Genomic DNA, 19717 nt, shown 5'->3' on the forward strand with positions numbered 1-19717 from the left:
GTTGCCGCTAGCATGGCCGGAAGCGGGAGCCACTCACCCCCCTCGATCGCGCCCTCCGATCCGCGTCGCCGCACAGGTGGCGTACCGGCCGGCCGCGCCCCGGGCAGCGCAGGCACGGCGATCGGCGCGGCGCATCCCACCCGTACGGAGCCCCGCATGCGACCACCCCGATCCCGCCTCCTGGCGCTCGCCGCCGCCGTCGCGACCGGCCTCACCGCCCTCGCCGGCGTTCCCGGCGCCGACGCCGCCCCCGACGCGCCGGCCACCCGAGCCGCCGCCGGCCCCCTCGCCGCCGCCCGACAACTGGAGAACCTCGACCGCGGACTGATCAGCGTCCGCTCCGGCGACGGCAACCTCGTCTCGTGGCGGCTGCTCGGCACCGACCCCGACGGCGCCGGCTTCCACGTCTACCGCGGCGCCACCCGGGTCACCGCCGCCCCCGTGACCGCGACGACCAACTACCTCGACGCCGGCGCCCCGGCCGGCGTCGCGTACACCGTGCGCGCCGTCGTCAACGGCGCCGAACAGCCGCCGTCGCCGGCCGCGCTGCAGTTCGCCGGCGGCTACCTCGACGTGCGGCTGCAGATCCCACCCGGCGGCACCACCCCGACCGGCGAAAGCTACAGCTACGCCGCCAACGACGCCTCCGTCGGCGACCTCGACGGCGACGGCCAACTCGAGATCGTCCTCAAGTGGGAGCCCTCCAACGCCAAGGACAACTCCCAGTCCGGCTACACCGGCAACGTCTACCTCGACGCGTACCGGCTCAGCGGCGCCCGGCTGTGGCGTATCGACCTCGGCCGCAACATCCGCGCCGGCGCCCACTACACCCAGTTCCAGGTCTACGACTACGACGGTGACGGCCGCGCCGAAGTCGCCGTCAAGACCGCGGACGGCACCCGCTCCGGCACCGGCCAGACCATCGGCTCCGCCTCCGCCGACCACCGCAACACCAGCGGGTACGTCCTCGCCGGCCCCGAATACCTGACCATGTTCGACGGCCGGACCGGCGGCGCGCTGGCCACCGCCGGCTACGAACCCGCCCGCGGCAGCGTCCCGTCCTGGGGAGACAGCTACGGCAACCGCGTCGACCGCTTTCTCGCCGCCACCGCCTACCTCGACGGCGCCCGGCCCTCTCTGATCATGTCGCGCGGCTACTACACCCGTACCGTCATCGTCGCCTGGGACTTCCGCAACGGCGCCCTCACCCGCCGCTGGACCTTCGACTCCAACTCCGCCGGCGGCCAGTACGCCGGCCAGGGCAACCACAACCTCGCCATCGCCGACGTCGACGCCGACGGCCGCGACGAGATCGTCTTCGGCGCCATGGCGCTCGACGACAACGGCGCGCCACTGTGGAACACCCGCAACGGCCACGGCGACGCCCTGCACGTCGGCGACCTCGCCCCCGACCGCGCCGGCCTGGAGGTCTTCAAGGTCGACGAGGACGCCAGCAAGCCGTCGTCCTGGTTCGCCGACGCCCGCACCGGCCAGGTCCTCTGGTCCACCCCCGCCTCCGGCGACAACGGACGCGGCGTCTCCGCCGACATCTGGGCCGGCAGCCCGGGCGCCGAATCCTGGTCCGCCGCGGTCGCCGGCCTGCAGGACACCCAGGGCCGGAACATCGGCCGCAAACCCTCGTCCACGAACTTCGTCATCTGGTGGGACGGCGACCCGCAGCGCGAACTCCTCGACGCCACCCGCATCGACAAGTACGGCACCAGCGGCGACACCCGGCTGCTCACCGGCGCCGGCGTCGCCGCCAACAACGGCACCAAGGCCACCCCGGCGCTCTCCGGGGACCTGCTCGGCGACTGGCGGGAAGAGGTCATCTGGCGCACCACCGACTCCACCGCGCTGCGCATCTACGCCACCGGAATCCCCACCGACCGCCGGGTCCGCACCCTCCTGCACGACCCGCAGTACCGCCTCGCGCTCGCCTGGCAGAACACCGCCTACAACCAGCCGCCCCACCCCAGCTTCGCGATCCGGTGAGTACGCGACGGCCCCTGGCTCCGCATCGGCCAGGGGCCGTCCGCCGGCTCACTCCGGGCGGCGCAGCCCGCCCACCACCTTCTCCGCGACCAGCTCGAACGAACGCACCCGGTCGCCGACGTCGTACACCATCGTGGTCAGCATCAACTCGTCCGCCTTCGTGCGCGCCGACAGCTCCTCCAGCTGCCGCCGCACCGTCTCCGGCGACCCCATGGCCTGCCCCTCACGGCGGCTCAGCACGAACTCGCGCTCCAGGTCGTTGTACGGGTACGCCGCCGCCTCCTCGGGCGACACCAGCGGCTCCGGGCGCCCCGCCCGCAGCTTCAGGAACGACAGCGCGCTCGGTCCGGCCAGCCACTCCGCGCGCTCGTCGGTCTCCGCGCAGATGACGTTCACGGCCACCATCGCGTACGGCCGCTCCAGCCACCGCGACGGCCGGAAATGCTGCCGGTACAGCGCCAGCGCCGGCAGCGTGTTCTCCGAACTGAAGTGGTGGGCGAACGAGAACGGCAGCCCAAGCATCCCGGCCAGCTGCGCGCTGAACCCGCTCGACCCCAGCAGCCAGACGCCCGGCATGTCCCCGCGCCCCGGCGTCGCGGTGATCCGCAACCGCGGGTCACCGGCGAAGTAGCCGATCAGATCCGCCAGCTCCTGCGGGAACCCCTCCGCCGACAGCCCCTCCATCGTCCGGCGCAGCGCCAGCGCCGTCGCCTGGTCCGTGCCCGGTGCGCGCCCGATCCCCAGGTCGATGCGGCCCGGATGCAGCGCCTCCAGCGTGCCGAACTGCTCGGCCACCACCAGCGGCGCGTGGTTGGGCAGCATCACCCCGCCCGAGCCGATCCGCATCGTCGCGGTGGCGGCGGCCAGGTGCGCGATCAGCACTGCCGGCGCGGACGAGGCGATGGAGGGCATGTTGTGGTGCTCGGCCACCCAGAAGCGGTGGTAGCCGAGCTGCTCGGTGCGGCGGGCCAGCTCGGTGGTGTGGCGCAGGGCCTCACCGACGGGGGCGCCGGCCGCGACCGGCGCGAGGTCGAGAACAGAGAGCGGTACGTTGATCACACGCTCCTCCAACCTGGTTCGGACGTGGTTTCTTCCGGCCCGTCACGATTTCGGCCCGACGTGCCGGTCCAGCGCGGCGACCCAGTTCCGTTTCGCCACCGACGGCGAGTTGCGCCGGTTCATCCGCCACTCGACGCCGACCAGGTCACGCCCCACCGGCAGGGCCCCATGATGTCGCGCGACTCGGTGGTGAACATGTAACGCGGATAGACGCCAGACCTTGTCGCGTCCAACTAAATGCCCCGGATGGGCGGCCGCTAACTCCCGTTGCCGGTCGGTCGGCAGGATCGGCCGGTCGTGCTTTGTGCCGGTGCGGGGCGGGGGCGTAGACCGGCACCGGTGCTCCGCGTAGCTCCGCATGCCGACACGGCCCTGCTTGGCGAACCCGCGGCGCGGTGGCCGCCAATGCGGCGCGCATCGCCGCCTTGCGGGCGTCGACGAGGTTCGGTCAGGTGCCGTTGTAGAACAAAGCTGGTGCCGGGAGCGGGACTCGAACCCGCACGCCCTTTCGGGCAAATGCTTTTGAGGCATTCATGTCTGCCGATTCCATCATCCCGGCGTAGCCATCCCGAAGGATGCGGCCCACTGTACCCGACTAGTCTCATGCGTAAGCATTGGTGGTGCTGGTTCAGGACAGGTGTGGGGGGTAGGGGTTCGTGGCCGAGACGCAGGCGGGTGCCGAGCGCAGGCGGGTGCTGATCGCCGAGGACGAGGCGTTGATCCGGCTCGACCTGGCGGAGATGCTCGCCGAGGAGGGCTACGACGTCGTGGGCGAGGCCGCCGACGGCGAGACGGCGGTGCGGCTGGCCGAGGAGCTCAAGCCGGACCTGGTGATCCTCGACATCAAGATGCCGATCATGGACGGGCTCGCCGCCGCGGAGCGGATCGCCGGCGCCCGGATCGCCCCGGTGATCATCCTGACCGCGTTCAGTCAGCGGGACCTGGTGGAGCGGGCGCGGGCGGCGGGCGCGATGGCGTACCTGGTGAAGCCGTTCCAGAAGAGTGACCTGGTGCCGGCGATCGAGATCGCGCTGTCGCGGTACGCGGAGATCGCGACCCTGGAGTCCGAGGTCGCGGGCCTGACCGACCGGTTGGAGACCCGCAAGGTGGTGGAGCGGGCCAAGGGGGCGCTGATGACCACGTACGGCATGACCGAGCCACAGGCGTTCAAGTGGATCCAGCGGATGGCGATGGACCACCGGATGACCATGCGGGAAGTGGCCGAACGGATCTTGACGGAGACGCCCAGCCCGTCTGGCCAGGGATAATGTTAGATGTCTGTTACAGCAACGTCATTGATAGGCGCATCGTACGTAACGGTTTAGCCAACGCCGCTGTTCAGACCTTACGGGCACCCTCGCCGGTGGGATAACGTCCCGCCCCAAGACCGGTTCACGGTCAGCTTCGTCGCACCTGCAAGAGCCAATCGGCGGTGGGTGGCACGGGGCCTGGACGGAGGAGGGGTTCGAGCCTTGAGGCAGAAGCTCGCACGCGTGCTCGGTGGCGTCGCCCTGATGGCGCTCGTCACCGGCGCCGCGGCCTGCAGCAGCGGCGGCGGCGACGACACGGCTGGTGGCGACTCTTGTGGCAGCAAGATCGCATTCTTTGGCGCGTTGACCGGCAGCTCGGCGGCGCTGGGCATCAACGAGAACAACGGCGTGAAGCTCGCCGTCGATAAGTACAACAAGGAGAACGCCGACTGCAAGGTCGAGCTGGTGCCGCTGGACTCGCAGGGCAGCCCGGACCAGGCGCCGCAGCTGGCCCAGAAGGCGATCGACGACGAGAAGATCGTCGGCATCGTCGGCCCGGCGTACTCGGGTGAGTCCGAGGCCGCGAACCCGCTCTTCTCCGAGGCCGGGCTGGTGCACCTGACCGCGTCCGCGACCCGGCCGAGCCTCGCCGACCAGAACTGGAAGACCTTCTTCCGGGTGGTCGGCAACGACCTGAGCCAGGGGCCGGCGGCCGGACGGTACATCAAGGACGTGCTCAAGGCGGAGAAGGTCTTCGTCATCGACGACCAGTCCGCGTACGGCGCGGGCCTGGCCGACGAGGTCAAGAAGGTCCTCGGCGCCGCGGTCGCCGGCAACGACAAGGTGCAGGGCGAGGGCAAGCAGACCGACTTCTCCGCCACGGTCACCCGCGTCAAGTCCTCCGGCGCCACCGCCGTCTTCTACGGTGGCTACTACCAGGAGGCGGGCCTGATCCGCAAGCAGCTCACCGCTGCCGGGGTCAAGGCCGTGCTGGTGGCCGGCGACGGCGTCAACGACCCCGCGTACATCAACTCCGCCGGTCAGGCCGCGGCCGAGGGCACGATCCTGACCTGCCCGTGCGCGCCGGCCACCGAGGCCCGCGGCACGTTCGCGGCGGACTACAAGGCGCTGCACGGCACCGACCCGGGCACCTACAGCGACACCGCCTTCGACGCGGCGAACATCCTGCTCGCCGGCATCAAGGCGGGCAAGGCGACGCGTCCGGCGATGCTCGAGTTCGTGAAGGGCTACACCGGCGAGGGTGTCGCGGCGAACTACAAGTTCACCGAGACCGGCGAGCTGGACCCGGCCGAGGTCAAGGTCTGGGCGTTCAAGGTCCAGGGCGGCAAGGTCGTGCCGGACCAGGAGATCCCGAAGGCGTGACCGGCCGGCTTCCCGCTGGGCGGTAGTAGCTGTGTGATCGCGGGTGCGGCCGGGAGCAGCTCCCGGCCGCACCTCCGTCTTTCCAAGCCTGATGGAGCACCCTCCTTGGACTTCAACGAACTCTTCTCCAATTTCGGGGAACTCACCACGACCGGCCTGACGATCGGCGCGATCTACGCGCTCGTGGCGCTCGGCTACACGCTGGTCTACGGCGTGCTACGACTGATCAACTTTGCGCACTCCGAGGTCTTCATCGCCGGGGCGTTCGCGGCCATCTGGACCTGGGGCGCCTTCGGCCTCAACCAGGACTCGAACGTGACCGGCTTCGGCGCGATCGTGTTCTATCTGCTGATCGCGATGCTCGTCGCCGCGCTGGCCTCGGCCGCGACGGCGACGGTGGTGGAGCGGGTGGCCTACCGGCCGCTGCGCAAGCGCAACGCGCCGCCACTGGCCTTCCTGATCACCGCGATCGGCGCCTCGATCGCCATCTCGGAGGCGTTCGGCATCTACACCCGCCGCCTGCCGGAGAGCGGGCCGCGCCTGGTGAGCCAGGATCCGCTCTTCCACGTCTTCGGCGTGCCGATCAACCCGGTGCAGCTGCTGACCATCGGCGGGGCGCTGCTGATGATGATCCTGCTGGACATGTTCATCAACCGCAGCCGCGTAGGCCGGGGCATCCGGGCCGTGGCCCAGGACCCGAACACCGCCGCGCTGATGGGCGTGAACAAGGACCGGATCATCCTGATGGTCTTCGTCGTCGGTGGGGCGATGGCGGGCGTCGCCGGTCTGCTCTACGACGTGCGGATCCAGACGCTGACGTACAGCGTCGGCTTCCTGCTGGGGCTCAAGGCGTTCACCGCCGCGGTGCTCGGCGGCATCGGCAACCTGCGCGGCGCGCTCCTCGGCGGTCTGCTGCTGGGCCTGGTGGAGAACTACGCCTCGGCGGTGTTCGGGACGAACTGGAAGGACTTCGCCGCCTTCGCGGTGCTGGTCGTGCTGCTGATGTTCCGGCCGACCGGTCTGCTGGGTGAGTCGCTGGGGAGGGCGCGGGCATGACGACCATCCTGGAAAGGGTGCACTCCGGCCGCCAGGCGGTCGGGGAACGGTGGCGCGGCGCGCCGCGCTGGGTGCGCTGGGCGCTGCTGGCCGCGGTGATCGTGTTCTTCTACGCGCTGCCGAACAAGGAGTTCTACCAGTACCTCGGGCCGATCCCGACCCCGGGCGCGAACTTCACGCAGGTGCTGTTCACCATCTCGATCTACGTGCTGCTGGCCGTCGGGTTGAACATCGTGGTCGGTTTCGCCGGCCTGCTCGACCTCGGCTACTTCGGCTTCTTCGCCGTCGGCGCGTACACCGTCGCGGTGCTGACGTCGCCGAGCAGCGACATCAAGACCCTGTGGCCCTGGCTGCTCGTGGTGCCGATCGCGATCGCGCTGACCATGGTCTCGGGCGTGATGCTGGGTACGCCCACCCTGCGGCTGCGCGGCGACTACCTGGCGATCGTGACGCTCGGCTTCGCCGAGATGATCCGGATCGCGGCGGTGAGCTCGGAGTTCCTGAAGGGACAGCGCGGCTTCAACCAGATCCCGCACCCGCCGGGGCAGTACGCCGACGGCAAGCCGGTCTTCGGCGTGCTCGACGCCCGGCCGTACTACTGGCTGGTGCTGACTTTGATCATTCTCGTGGTGATCGGGGTGCGGAACCTGACCCGCAGCCGGGTCGGCCGGGCCTGGGTGTCGATCCGGGAGGACGAGGACGCCGCGCAGCTGATGGGCGTGCCGACGTTCAAGTTCAAGCTCTGGGCGTTCGCGTCGGGCGCGGCGGTCGCCGGCCTGGCGGGCGCGCTCTTCGCGGGCAAGCAGAACTTCGTCAACTCGCAGAACTTCGAGCTGCTGAACTCGATCATCATTCTGGCGGCGGTGATCTTCGGCGGGTCCGGCAACATCGTCGGCGCGATCGTCGGCGGCGGCCTCGTGGCGTACATGATCGAGCGGTTCCGCAGCATCGAGCTGTTCGGCATCGAGCTGTACGAGTACCGGTTCCTCGTCTTCGGCCTGGTGCTCGTCGTGATGATGATCTTCCGGCCGCAGGGCCTGATCCCGAACCGACGACGGGCGGCGGAGTTCAAGGACCGCCGCAAGGAGGTGATCGTCGGTGAGTGAGACCGTGCAGACCGACGCCCCGCAGGACGAGAGCGCGGCGGTTCCGGCCGGGGGCGGCCGGGAGCCGCTGCTCGAAGTGGACAACGTCACGCTGCGCTTCGGCGGTGTCGTCGCACTGGACAACGTGGACTTCACCCTCTACAAGGGCGAGATCCTCGGGCTGATCGGGCCGAACGGCGCCGGAAAGACCACCTGCTTCAACGCGATGACCGGCATCTACCGGCCGACGCAGGGTGAGATCCGGTTCCGTGGCGAGCGGATCAGCGGCCGGAAGAAGCACCAGATCACCCAGATGGGAATGGCGCGGACGTTCCAGAACATCCGGCTCTTCCCCGAGATGACCGCGCTGGAGAACGTGCAGGTGGGCGCGGACGCGCACCACAAGACCAGCGTCATCTCGGCGCTGTTCCGGCTGCCGCGGCACTGGCGCGAGGAGCGCGAGGGCATCGAAAAGGCCGAGCGGCTGCTGGAGTTCGTCGGCATCGCCCACCGGATGCACGAGACGGCCCGCAACCTGTCGTACGGCGAGCAGCGGCGGCTGGAGATCGCCCGGGCGCTCGCCACCGACCCGGTGCTGCTCTGTTTGGACGAGCCGGCCGCCGGCTTCAACCCGGCGGAGAAGGAGGAGCTGCTGCAGCTCATCCGGCAGATCCGGGACCGGGGGATCACGGTGCTGCTCATCGAGCACGACATGCGGCTGGTGATGGGTGTCACCGACCGGATCGTGGTGCTGGAGTTCGGAAAGAAGATCGCCGAAGGGCTCCCCGCCGAGGTGCGGGAGAACCCGAAGGTGATCGCGGCCTACCTGGGAGTGCCGGACGATGCTGCTTGAGATCGACAATGTCAGCCTGCTCTACGGGCGGATCCAGGCGCTGCACGGCATCAGCCTGACGGTCAACGAGGGCGAGGTGGTGGCGCTGATCGGCGCGAACGGCGCCGGCAAGTCCACCACCATGCGGGCGATCTCCGGGATCCGGCCGATCGCGTCCGGCAGCATCAGGTTCGAGGGCGAGGACATCTCGAAGCTCCGCGCCGATCTGCGGGTGCGGCGCGGGCTGTGCCAGGCGCCGGAGGGGCGGGGGATCTTCCCCGGCATGACGGTGCTGGAGAACCTCGACATGGGGGCCTACACCCGACGCGACCGCGCGGGCATCAACGCCGACCTGGAACGGGTGCTGGAGCTGTTCCCGCGGCTGCGGGAGCGGCGCAAGCAGCCGGGCGGCACCCTCTCCGGCGGCGAGCAGCAGATGCTCGCGGTCGGGCGGGCGCTGATGAGCCGGCCGAAGCTGCTGCTGCTCGACGAGCCGTCGATGGGGCTCGCGCCGATGCTGATCCAGCAGATCTTCTCGATCATCACGGAAATCAACCAGCAGGGCACGACGGTGCTGCTGGTGGAGCAGAACGCCCAGCAGGCGCTCTCGCGGGCACATCGGGCGTACGTCCTCGAGACCGGGCGGATCGTCAAGAGCGGCACCGGGCAGGAGCTGCTGCACGACCCGGCCGTCAAAGAGGCCTACCTGGGCGTGGCGTAGCCCGTCGGGTACGTTGGGCAACCCTGGAGGACACGAATGTTTATCGCGAATAACCGCGGCCGTCGCGCCGCACTCGGACTCGCCGGTGCCGCGGCACTGGCGCTCTCCCTCACCGCCTGCGGCGAGAAGGAGGCCACGGACCAGCCGGGCGGGGGCGCGAGCGTGGCCACGTCGGTCGACGCGGCGCTGGCCGGCAAGGTGCCGGACGCCATCAAGTCGGACGGCAAGATCGTGGTTGGCACGGACTCGACGTACGCGCCCGCCGAGTTCCTGGACACCGACGGCAAGACGGTGATCGGGTTCGACGTCGACCTGTTCACGGCGGTCGCCGGCAAGCTCGGCCTGAAGGCCGAGTTCGTCTCCGCGCCGTTCGGCGACATCATCCCCGGCGTCGACACCGGCAAGTACGAGATCGGCGTCTCGTCGTTCACCGTCAACGACGAGCGCAAGGCCGCCGCGCAGATGGTGAGCTACTTCCAGGTCGGCACCCAGTGGGCGACCAAGAAGGGCAACCCGGCCGGCATCGCGATCGACAACGCCTGCGGCAAGAAGATCGCGGTCCAGAAGGACACCGTGCAGGTCGAGGACATCACCAAGCGGTCCAAGGCCTGCACCGACGCCGGCAAGCCGGCCATCACGATCGACCAATACCCCGGCCAGGACCAGGCGACGGCCGCGGTCGTGTCCGGCAAGGACGACGCGATGCTCGCCGACTACCCGGTCGGGGTGTACGCGGTGACGCAGTCCAACGGGCAGCTGGATCTGCTGGGCGACCAGTACGAGGCGGCGCCGTACGGCTACGTCGTCGACAAGGACCAGACGGCGTTCGCCGAGGCGGTCCGCGACGCCGTGAAGGCGCTGATCACGGACGGCTCGTACAAGACCATCCTCGAGAAGTGGAAGGTGCAGGGCGGCGCGATCACCGATCCCGCCATCAACCCCTGATCGAATTCGATGACGATCACCGAAGCGACAACCGAACGGGCACGGCCTGAACCCATCAGGGCCGTGCCCGTGCGGCACCCCGGCCGCTGGCTGGCGGTGGCCGTGCTGGCCGTGCTGACCGCGATGTTCGTGCACATGCTGGTCACGAACGACGCGTTCCAGTGGGCCTTCATGGTCGACAACATGTTCCGCCCGCCGATCATCGAGGGGCTGGTGCGCGGCACCGTCGTGATGACGATCTGCGCCATGCTCCTCGGCGTCACGCTGGGCGTCGTGATCGCGGTCATGCGGTTGTCCGACAACCCGATCCTGCGCGCGGTGGCCTGGTTGTACACCTGGTTCTTCCGGGCGGTGCCCCGGCTGGTGCTGTTGGCCGTCTTCGGCAACCTCGGCATCCTGTGGAGCCGGATCGAGTTCGGCGTGCCCTTCGACACGCAGATCGGCCGGCTCTTCGGCATCGACAACCTGGAGCTGCGGGCGTTCGGTTTCACCTCCCGCGATGTGCTGACCGGGTTCATGGCGGGGCTGCTGGGGCTGGCGCTCTCCGAGGCCGCCTACATGGCCGAGATCGTGCGCGCCGGCATCCAGTCCGTCGAAGGGGGGCAGGCCGAGGCGGCGACGGCTCTCGGCATGAGCCGGGGGCAGACGCTGCGCCGGGTGGTGCTGCCACAGGCGATGCGTGTGATCATCCCGCCGACCGGCAACGAGACGATCGCCATGCTCAAGGACACGTCGCTGCTGCTGTACGTGCCGGTCTCGATGGAGTTGTTCTTCCAGCTCGACGCGGTCGGCAAGCGCACGTTCCAGATCTTCCCGATGTACGTCGCCGCCTGCCTGTGGTACCTGCTGCTCACCAGCGTGCTGCTGGTCGGGCAGTACTTCCTGGAGCGGCACTTCTCGCGCGGGTACGGACAGCAGGCTCGGGCGCGGATGAAGCTGCGCGGCTTCGCGGCTGAGCAGGGCGGCGGCGGTGGCGGAACGGGGGCCGTCGGATGAGCGACGAGTTGATGGTGCGGGCGGAGAACGTACACAAGTCGTTCGGCCCGCTGGAGGTGCTCAAGGGCGTCGACCTGGCGGTGCGGCCCGGCGAGGTCTCGTGCGTCATCGGCCCCTCCGGCTCCGGCAAGTCGACGTTCCTGCGCTGCATCAACCACCTGGAGAAGATCAACGCCGGCCGGATCTGGGTCGACGGCGAGCTGGTGGGGTACCGCGAGCGCGGCGGCAAGCTGTACGAGATGCGCGAGAAGGAGGTCGCCGCGCAGCGCCGGTCGATCGGCATGGTGTTCCAGCGGTTCAACCTCTTCCCACACATGACGGCGCTGGAGAACGTGATGGAGGCGCCGCTGCGGGTGCGCCGCGAGTCGCGTGCCGAGGTGCGCGAACGCGCGACGGCGCTGCTCGACCGGGTGGGCCTGGCCAGCAAGATCGGCAACTATCCGGGGCAGCTGTCGGGCGGCCAGCAGCAGCGGGTGGCGATCGCGCGGGCCCTGGCGATGCGGCCGAAGCTGATGCTCTTCGACGAGCCCACCAGCGCGCTCGACCCGGAGCTGGTCGGCGAGGTGCTCGACGTGATGAAGGACCTCGCGCGGGACGGGATGACGATGATCGTGGTCACCCACGAGATCGGTTTCGCCCGCGAGGTCGGCGACTCGTTGATCTTCATGGACGGCGGCGTGGTGGTGGAGAGCGGCGCGCCGGACGAGGTGCTCGGCAACCCGCGGCACGATCGCACGCGGACGTTCCTGAGCAAGGTCCTCTAGCCCCGCGCCCCGTGCCGCGGCATGAAAGCCGCGTGCGCGGGAATCCCCTGGCCGGCTCGCCGGACCGCTCGCGACACGGTCCGGTCGGATCTCGGGGTGGGATGGGATGAGGGCGCGGAAGATGTTCGCGGCCGTCGGCGCCGCCGCGGCGGTGGCGGTCGGCGCCGTCGTCGGCGTCGCGTCGCCGGCCGCGGCCGGGACGTGCGGCACGCCCGGCTGCGGCGGCACGGTCGTCAACCAAGGCAGTGCGGCGCCGATCCGGGTCGCGAACCAGTGGTGCTGGACGGCGCTGCAGCGTTTCGTCGGCCCGGAGCTGGAGTGCGTGAAGAACCACGACAGCTGGGCGGCGCGCGAGGCGGACGCCTGGCTGGCCTTGGGCGAGAGTTCGAGCGCCAAATCGGCGTACTACTACGACGTCGACGCGTTCATGGTCCGCGGTGGCTGCCGGACGACCTTCTACTACGGCGACGCGGTGGCGAAGCCGCGGACCGAGGCTCCCGGCAGCGACATGTGGATCCGCATCACCGGCACCACCCGGGTCTCCGTCACCCGCGTCGCGTGCTGACCTGTCGGAGTCACGGACTAGAGTCGTCTGACGTGACCGACAACGTGCCCCGCCTGCTCCTTCTCGACGGCCACTCCCTGGCCTACCGGGCGTTCTTCGCCCTTCCGGTCGAGAACTTCTCCACCTCGACGGGGCAGCCGACGAACGCGGTCTACGGCTTCACCTCCATGTTGATCAACGTGCTCCGGGACGAGCGGCCCACCCACATCGTGGTCGCGTTCGACGTGTCGCGCCGGTCGTTCCGCACGGAGCGGTACGCCGAGTACAAGGCGGGGCGCGCGGAGAGCCCGGCCGACTTCGCCGGGCAGGTGAGCCTGGTGCAGGAGGTGCTCGCGGCGCTGCGGATCCCCGTGGTGCAGAAGGAGGGCTACGAGGCGGACGACGTGATCGCCACCTTGGCCTGGCAGGGGCGGGACGCCGGCATGGACGTGCTGATCTGCACGGGCGACCGTGACGCGTTCCAGCTCGTCGGCGACCGGGTGACCGTGCTGTACCCGCGCAAGGGCGTCTCCGACCTGGCCCGGATGGACCCCGCCGCGGTCACCGACAAGTACGGCGTCGGTCCCGACCACTACCGCCACCTCGCCGCGCTGGTGGGGGAGACGAGCGACAACCTGCCCGGGGTGCCCGGCGTCGGCCCGAAGACCGCCGCCAAGTGGATCAACCTGTACGGCGGCCTCGAGGGCGTCATCGCGCACGCCGACGAGATCAAGGGCAAGGCCGGCGACAGCCTGCGGGAGCGGCTGGCCGACGTGATCCGCAACTTCGAGATCAACTGCCTGGTGTCGGACCTGGAGCTGCCGGTGCGGCCGGAGGATGCCCGTTGGGCCGGCTGGGACCGCGAGGCGGTGCACCAGGTCTTCGACACGCTGCAGTTCCGGATCCTGCGCGACCGGCTGTACCAGTACCTGGAGGCGGTCGAGCCCGAGGCCGAGGCGGGCTTCGAGCTGGCGGGGGAGATCCTGCGGACGGGCGGGATCGGGGCGTGGCTGACCGCGCACGCCCGCCCCGGCGTGCCGGTCGGGGTCGCGGTCGCGGGCACGTTCGGCCGCGGCACCGGGTCGTTGACCGGGGTCGCGCTGGCCACCGCCGACGGCACCGCCGCGTGGTTCGATCCCGCGGGTCTCGACGCCGGTGACGAGGCCGCCGTCGCGGGCTGGCTCGGCGACCCGGAGCGGCCGAAGGTGGTGCACGACAGCAAGCCGGCCCGGTTGGCATTCGCCGCGCACGGCTGGACGCTACGCGGGGTGGGCCGGGACACGGCCCTCGCCGCCTACCTGGCCCGACCCGACCAGCGCTCGTACGACCTGGTCGATCTGGCTCTGCGCTACCTGCACCGCGAGCTGCGGGTCGACGCCCCGGAGACCGGCCAGCTGACGCTGGACGGGTTGGGCGACGACGGCGAGGCCGAGCAGAACCTGATGCTGCGGGCGCGGGCGACGCTGGATCTCGCCGACGCCATCGACGCGGAGCTGTCCCGCGACGGCGAGCAGTCGGCGCGGCTGCTCGCCGAGGTGGAGCTGCCGCTGGTGGAGGTGCTCGCCGGGCTGGAGTGGGTCGGGATCGCGGCCGACACGCACTACCTGTCGGAGCTCGAGGCGCATTTCGCGGCCGAGGTGAAGGCCGCGGCGCAGGGGGCGTACGAGGCGGTCGGTCGGGAGTTCAACCTCGGCTCGCCGAAGCAGCTGCAGGAGATTCTCTTCACCGAGCTCGGCCTGCCCAAGACCAAGAAGATCAAGACCGGCTACACGACGGACGCGGACGCGCTGCAGTGGTTGTACGCGCAGAACCCGCATCCGGTGCTGGAGTACCTGCTGCGGCATCGGGACGTCGCGAAACTCAAGTCCACGGTGGACGGTCTGCTCAAGTCGGTGTCGCCGGACGGGCGCATCCACACCACCTTCAACCAGACGGTGGCCGCGACGGGCCGGCTCTCGTCGACCGACCCGAACCTGCAGAACATCCCGATCCGCACGGAGGAGGGACGGCGCATCCGCCGCGCCTTCGTGGTCGGTTCCGCGTACGAGTCGTTGATGACCGCCGACTACAGCCAGATCGAGATGCGCATCATGGCGCACCTCTCCGGCGACGAGGGGCTGATCGCGGCGTTCAACTCCGGCGCGGACTTCCACGCCGCCACCGCCTCGTCCGTTTTCGGGGTGCCGGTGGAGCAGGTCACCGGCGAGCAGCGCCGCCGGATCAAGGCCATGAACTACGGCCTGGCATACGGGCTGAGCGCGTTCGGCCTGTCCCAGCAGCTCGGCATCTCCACCGAGGAGGCGCGGGCGCTGATGGAGGACTACTTCGGACGATTCGGCGGGATCCGCGACTATCTGCGCACGGTCGTGGAGCAGGCCCGGCACGACGGGTTCACCGAGACGATCCTCGGGCGGCGGCGTTACCTGCCCGACCTGGTCAGCGACAACCGGCAGCGCCGCGAGATGGCCGAGCGGATGGCGCTCAACGCGCCGATCCAGGGATCGGCCGCCGACATCATCAAGGTCGCGATGCTGCACGTCGACGCCGCGCTGCGCGAGTCGGGGCTGCGGTCGCGGATGCTGCTGCAGGTGCACGACGAGCTGATCTTCGAGATGGCGCCGGGGGAGCGGGACGCGCTGGAGGCGCTGGTGCGCCGCGAGATGGGCGGGGCGTATCCGCTCTCGGTGCCGCTCGAGGTGTCGGTCGGGCTCGGCCCGGACTGGAACAGCGCGGACCACTAACGCCTCGCCGGCGATCCGCCTGTCACGGGTGACGGACGCCCCCGGAGGTGGGGGCGTCCGCCCTCGCGGGAGTCGGTCTGACGGGCCGCTGTGAAGCCTCGGCGCCTGCCAACCACCGCGGTCTCATGCGTTATCGGCGCCGACCGCCACCGCCACCGCCGCGGCCACCGTCGCCCTGCTGTCGGGCGTTCAGCTCGTCCAGCAGCTGGCCCTTGTTCTTGGCCTCGACATCCTGGATCCCGGCCTCGCGGGCGCGCTGCTGCACCTCACCGGTCCGCACCGAACGCACGTTCCTGTCGCTCACTAATCTCACCTCCGTGATGGCGTTCTGCCTTCGCCCATCGAATACCCGGGGCGGATGGCACCAACCACGGATCGACTACGGATTTGCTGCGGCGTCATCACGCATGGTGACTGACCGGGCTGGGGCGCGATCTCGGCGATCGGCACAGCGCCCACCACGTCGGTTCACGCGTCGTCGTTCGGTTTGTCGGCGACGAAGATGGCGGTGCCGGGGAAGAGCCGGCCGCGCAGCGGGCTCCACTGCCCCCAGATCTGCTCGTGACCCTCGGGCCACTCCGGCTCGATGAGGTCGCGCAGCACGAAGCCGGCGCCGACGATCTCGCGGATCCGGTCGCCGAGCGTGCGGTGCTGTTCGACGTAGGTGGGCACGCCGTGCGCGTCGTGTTCGACGTACGGCCGGCGGTCGAAGTACGAGTGGACCGCGACCAGGCCGCCCTCGCCGGGATCGTCGAGGAAGATCCAGCGCATCGGGTGGGTCACCGAGAAGACCCAGCGGCCGCCGGGGCGCAGTACCCGGAAGACCTCCCGCATCACGGCGGCCGAGTCGGACACGAACGGCACCGCGCCGAAGGCGGTGCAGACGGTGTCGAACGCCGCGTCGGGGAAGGGCAGCGTCAGCGCGTCGGCCTGGACCAGCGGCACGCGTACCCCGGATCGGTCGGCGGCGGCCACCGCGTGCCGCAACATCCCCGCGGAGAGGTCCAGCGCGACCACCCGCGCCCCCTCGCGGGCCAGCCACCGCCCGGCCGCCGCGGCGCCGCAGCCGAGCTCCAGCACCCGCCGGCCGCGCACGTCGCCGAGCAGCCGGGCGTCCGCCTCGCGTAACCCCTCCGGACACCACACGAAGTCGACGTCGCCGAGAAAGGCCCCGTGCTCGGCCTGGTAGGCGTCCGCGTCCCGGTCCCACCAGCCCCGGCTCGCCATCCGGGTCTGCGCGTCACTGACCTGCCGGCGCGTCACGCCCGGTCCGCCGGGCTCCACCGCCTCGTCGTTCACGGCGATCACGCTACGGTGGGCCGCCCGGGCCCGGTGCGGCGGCCGTTCGCTGTGACCCCGGCGACACCCATTTCGCCCAGCAGAGGCCTTTTGCTGCGATTCAGAAGCACTCTCCCGTGGCAACCCGGGAGGGCTTGCACGCTGTGGTAATGCGCACGGTAAGCTAGTCGATGCGCTCGCGGATCGTGTGCCTCGGCAGGGAGCAGGCCCGCGGTCGCCGGACACAACACATGATCATCCTGATCGACATGATCACCCTGATCGGTGTGTGGTGCCCAGCGACGGGTCCGCTGGCGCGAAATGGTCACCGCGACGACTTCAGCCAGCAGTGACATCCATCCGACCGGAGCAACCGCCCACATGACGAGCAGCATCGAGGCCACCTCGAGCGCCCCCAAGGTCACCATCGACGATATCGGTTCCGAGGAAGCCTTCCTCGCCGCGATCGACGAGACCATCAAGTACTTCAATGACGGCGATATTGTCGAAGGCACCGTCGTCAAGGTCGATCGGGACGAGGTCCTGCTCGACATCGGCTACAAGACCGAGGGCGTCATCCCCTCGCGCGAGCTGTCGATCAAGCACGACGTGGACCCGGCTGAGGTCGTGTCGGTCGGGGACCACATCGAGGCGCTTGTCCTTCAGAAGGAGGACAAGGAGGGTCGCCTGATCCTCTCGAAGAAGCGGGCGCAGTACGAGCGCGCGTGGGGCACGATCGAGAAGATCAAGGACGAGGACGGCGTCGTCCGCGGGTCCGTCATCGAGGTGGTCAAGGGTGGCCTCATCCTCGACATCGGGCTGCGCGGCTTCCTGCCCGCCTCGCTGGTCGAGATGCGTCGCGTGCGCGACCTGCAGCCGTACGTCGGGCGCGAGCTCGAGGCCAAGATCATCGAGCTGGACAAGAACCGCAACAACGTGGTCCTGTCCCGCCGCGCGTGGCTGGAGCAGACGCAGTCCGAGGTGCGCACCGAGTTCCTCAACAAGCTGCAGAAGGGCCAGGTCCGCAAGGGCGTCGTCTCCTCGATCGTCAACTTCGGCGCGTTCGTCGACCTGGGCGGCGTGGACGGCCTGGTGCACGTCTCGGAGCTGTCCTGGAAGCACATCGACCACCCGTCCGAGGTCGTCGAGGTGGGCCAGGAGGTCGAGGTCGAGGTCCTGGACGTCGACCTGGACCGCGAGCGGGTCTCGCTGTCGCTGAAGGCGACGCAGGAGGACCCGTGGCGCCAGTTCGCCCGCACCCACGCGATCCAGCAGATCGTGCCGGGTAAGGTCACCAAGCTCGTTCCGTTCGGTGCGTTCGTCCGCGTCGACGACGGCATCGAGGGCCTGGTGCACATCTCCGAGCTGGCCGAGCGTCACGTCGAGATCCCGGAGCAGGTCGTCCAGGTGGGTTCGGACGTCATGGTCAAGGTCATCGACATCGACCTGGAGCGTCGCCGGATCTCGCTGTCGCTGAAGCAGGCCAACGAGGGCTTCGTCGAGGGCGAGGAGCACTTCGACCCGACCCTCTACGGCATGGCCGCGACGTACGACAACGAGGGCAACTACATCTACCCCGAGGGCTTCGACCCGGAGACCGGGGAGTGGCTCGAGGGCTTCGACAAGCAGCGCGAGACGTGGGAGACCCAGTACGCCGAGGCGCGTACCCGCTGGGAGGCCCACACCAAGCAGGTGCAGAACGCCCGGGCGGCCGACGCGGACGCGGCGGCCAACCCGCCGGCCGCCGGCGCGACCACGTCGTCGACCCCGGCCCCGGCGCGTCAGGCGGAGGAGCCGGCCGGCACCCTCGCCACCGACGAGGCGCTCGCCGCGCTGCGCGAGAAGCTCGCCGGCGGCAAGAGCTGAGTTAGCCACACCGACATCGGGCCCCGCCCGCGACGCGAGTCGCGGGCGGGGCCCGACGTCATTCCGGCGCGGCACCGGGCGGACGGCGCGTCGATCGTGCGGTTGTGGTGCGTCGGGCGGTGGCGACGGGAGGGGTCAGGCGGCGCGGGGGAGGGTCACCGCGACCAGGCCGGCACCGGAATGTTTGGCCGCGTACATCGCCTCGTCGGCGGCCCGCACGATGTCCCGGGACTCCAGCGCCGTGCCGCTGGCGATGCCGACGCTGGCCCGCACCGGATGATCGGCGGGTCCGACCTCGGCGAGCAGCCCGACCAGGCGTTCCGCGACGTCCCGGGCCGCGCGTTCCGGGTCGGCGTCGCGGACCAGCACCACGAACTCGTCGCCGGCCAGCCGGCACGGCAGGTCCTGGCGGTCGGCGCGCACCGAGCGGCGCAGCGCGTCCGCCACCTCGACCAGCACCCGGTCGCCGGCGTCGTGACCGAGGCGGTCGTTGATCTGCTTGAAGCCGTCCAGGTCGATGAAGATCACCGCCGCCTCGGCGCGCTCCTCGCACGCCGCGCGTAGCGCCTCGACGAACACCACGCGGTTGTAGAGGCCGGTGAGGCTGTCGTGCTCGGCGAGATAGCGGAGCCGGTGCTGCAGGCTCTGCAGCCGGGCCGTCCGCCAGGCCAGCACCTCGCCGACGATGGCGAAGAGCGGCACCGCGTAGCTGATCGAGGCGAGCACGGACGGCGAGATCCCGTCGCGCAGCAGCGGCAGGACGTACGCCAGCAGCGCGAACGGCGTCATCTTCAGGCTGACCCACCGGGCCTCGAACAGCCCCATCCAGATGTAGACGATGAAGAAGAACGCCCCGTACCGGAAGGGGTCGTTGCCGGAGGCGACGTTGTGCACGGCGACGAGCGCCATCGCGGCGGGCGCCAACGTCAGGCGCCCGGCGGTGGGGATCCGGTGCCACGGCAGCCGGCGCACGATCAGCCCGACGGTGACCGCGGCCAGCGCGACGATCGACACGGCCGCGTGGTTGAAGCCCGGTGGCGTCGGCAGCGGCAGGGTGATGAACCCGTAGAACCCGCACGCGACGAAGAGAAAGCCGGCCGTGCGTCCCGACACGGTCGCCCGGTCGTCGCCGAGGCCGCCGAGGCGGTGCGACGACACCGTCACGTCGCCTCCCGAACACGCTGCACATGTCGCAGATCGGC

17 protein-coding genes and 1 tRNA gene are annotated in these 19717 nt (G+C 70.2%); 13 read left to right on the top strand and 5 right to left on the bottom strand.

Annotation, left to right across the window (positions count from 1 at the left end; genetic code table 11):
- Window positions 1-156: 156 nt before the first annotated feature.
- Window positions 157-1995 (top strand): rhamnogalacturonan lyase, encoded by a 1839-nt coding sequence (locus BLW47_RS16290; protein WP_175543658.1) that lies wholly within the window; start codon window positions 157-159, stop codon window positions 1993-1995.
- Window positions 1996-2043: 48 nt separating this feature from the next.
- On the opposite strand, the gene BLW47_RS16295 is transcribed toward BLW47_RS16290, so the two are convergent.
- Both BLW47_RS16295 and BLW47_RS16300 read right to left on the bottom strand, forming a co-directional pair.
- Window positions 2044-3054: an LLM class flavin-dependent oxidoreductase gene (locus BLW47_RS16295; protein WP_175543659.1), complete on the bottom strand. Its 1011-nt coding sequence runs from the start codon at window positions 3052-3054 to the stop codon at window positions 2044-2046.
- A gap of 472 nt (window positions 3055-3526) precedes the next feature.
- Window positions 3527-3613, bottom strand: a tRNA-Leu gene (locus tag BLW47_RS16300).
- A 97-nt stretch (window positions 3614-3710) separates the two neighbouring features.
- On the opposite strand from BLW47_RS16300, the gene BLW47_RS16305 reads away from it, so the two are divergent.
- The 11 genes from BLW47_RS16305 (at window position 3711) to polA (ending at window position 15371) form a co-directional block, all read left to right on the top strand.
- Complete coding sequence (locus BLW47_RS16305) at window positions 3711-4322, top strand: ANTAR domain-containing response regulator (RefSeq protein ID WP_091557633.1); 612 nt, start codon at window positions 3711-3713, stop codon at window positions 4320-4322.
- Between the two features lie 204 nt (window positions 4323-4526).
- On the top strand, window positions 4527-5687 hold the full coding sequence (locus BLW47_RS16310; RefSeq protein ID WP_091557636.1) for a branched-chain amino acid ABC transporter substrate-binding protein: 1161 nt from the start codon (window positions 4527-4529) through the stop codon (window positions 5685-5687).
- A 105-nt stretch (window positions 5688-5792) separates the two neighbouring features.
- Window positions 5793-6743, top strand: coding sequence for a branched-chain amino acid ABC transporter permease (locus tag BLW47_RS16315; RefSeq protein ID WP_091557639.1), 951 nt, complete (start codon window positions 5793-5795; stop codon window positions 6741-6743).
- The gene (locus BLW47_RS16320; RefSeq protein WP_091557643.1) at window positions 6740-7849 is read left to right on the top strand and encodes a branched-chain amino acid ABC transporter permease; all 1110 of its coding nucleotides are present in this window, start codon (window positions 6740-6742) and stop codon (window positions 7847-7849) included. Before BLW47_RS16315 ends, BLW47_RS16320 begins: the two co-directional genes overlap by 4 nt.
- A 4-nt stretch (window positions 7850-7853) precedes the next feature.
- Complete coding sequence (locus tag BLW47_RS16325) at window positions 7854-8681, top strand: ABC transporter ATP-binding protein (RefSeq protein ID WP_425435411.1); 828 nt, start codon at window positions 7854-7856, stop codon at window positions 8679-8681.
- Window positions 8671-9381 (top strand): ABC transporter ATP-binding protein, encoded by a 711-nt coding sequence (locus tag BLW47_RS16330; protein ID WP_091557651.1) that lies wholly within the window; start codon window positions 8671-8673, stop codon window positions 9379-9381. The genes BLW47_RS16325 and BLW47_RS16330 overlap by 11 nt, the downstream gene beginning before the upstream one ends.
- Before the next feature lie 36 nt (window positions 9382-9417).
- On the top strand, window positions 9418-10326 hold the full coding sequence (locus tag BLW47_RS16335) for an ABC transporter substrate-binding protein (RefSeq protein WP_091557655.1): 909 nt from the start codon (window positions 9418-9420) through the stop codon (window positions 10324-10326).
- A 9-nt stretch (window positions 10327-10335) separates the two neighbouring features.
- Window positions 10336-11322: an amino acid ABC transporter permease gene (locus tag BLW47_RS16340; protein WP_091557659.1), complete on the top strand. Its 987-nt coding sequence runs from the start codon at window positions 10336-10338 to the stop codon at window positions 11320-11322.
- Complete coding sequence (locus tag BLW47_RS16345; RefSeq protein ID WP_091557662.1) at window positions 11319-12086, top strand: amino acid ABC transporter ATP-binding protein; 768 nt, start codon at window positions 11319-11321, stop codon at window positions 12084-12086. Before BLW47_RS16340 ends, BLW47_RS16345 begins: the two co-directional genes overlap by 4 nt.
- 106 nt (window positions 12087-12192) lie before the next feature.
- Window positions 12193-12651 (top strand): hypothetical protein, encoded by a 459-nt coding sequence (locus BLW47_RS16350; protein ID WP_091557665.1) that lies wholly within the window; start codon window positions 12193-12195, stop codon window positions 12649-12651.
- A gap of 32 nt (window positions 12652-12683) precedes the next feature.
- A complete protein-coding gene (gene polA, locus BLW47_RS16355; protein WP_091557668.1) occupies window positions 12684-15371 on the top strand; it encodes a DNA polymerase I in 2688 nt (895 codons plus the stop codon).
- A gap of 130 nt (window positions 15372-15501) precedes the next feature.
- On the opposite strand, the gene BLW47_RS25155 is transcribed toward polA, so the two are convergent.
- Window positions 15502-15675 carry a hypothetical protein gene (locus tag BLW47_RS25155; RefSeq protein ID WP_175543660.1) on the bottom strand — a complete coding sequence of 58 codons (174 nt, stop codon included), beginning with the start codon at window positions 15673-15675 and terminating at the stop codon, window positions 15502-15504.
- Between the two features lie 164 nt (window positions 15676-15839).
- Window positions 15840-16598, bottom strand: a complete 759-nt coding sequence (locus BLW47_RS16360) for a class I SAM-dependent methyltransferase (protein ID WP_091558186.1) — start codon at window positions 16596-16598, stop codon at window positions 15840-15842.
- A 372-nt stretch (window positions 16599-16970) separates the two neighbouring features.
- Here BLW47_RS16360 and rpsA point away from each other — a divergent pair, with 372 nt between their 5' ends.
- On the top strand, window positions 16971-18515 hold the full coding sequence (gene rpsA / locus BLW47_RS16365) for a 30S ribosomal protein S1 (protein ID WP_091557671.1): 1545 nt from the start codon (window positions 16971-16973) through the stop codon (window positions 18513-18515).
- A gap of 135 nt (window positions 18516-18650) precedes the next feature.
- Here the strand turns inward: rpsA and BLW47_RS16370 are convergent, their stop codons facing one another.
- The gene (locus BLW47_RS16370) at window positions 18651-19679 is read right to left on the bottom strand and encodes a GGDEF domain-containing protein (RefSeq protein WP_245736690.1); all 1029 of its coding nucleotides are present in this window, start codon (window positions 19677-19679) and stop codon (window positions 18651-18653) included.
- Window positions 19680-19717: the final 38 nt, after the last annotated feature.

Source organism: Micromonospora pattaloongensis (assembly GCF_900107255.1).
Taxonomy (GTDB): Bacteria; Actinomycetota; Actinomycetes; order Mycobacteriales; family Micromonosporaceae; genus Micromonospora_I; species Micromonospora_I pattaloongensis.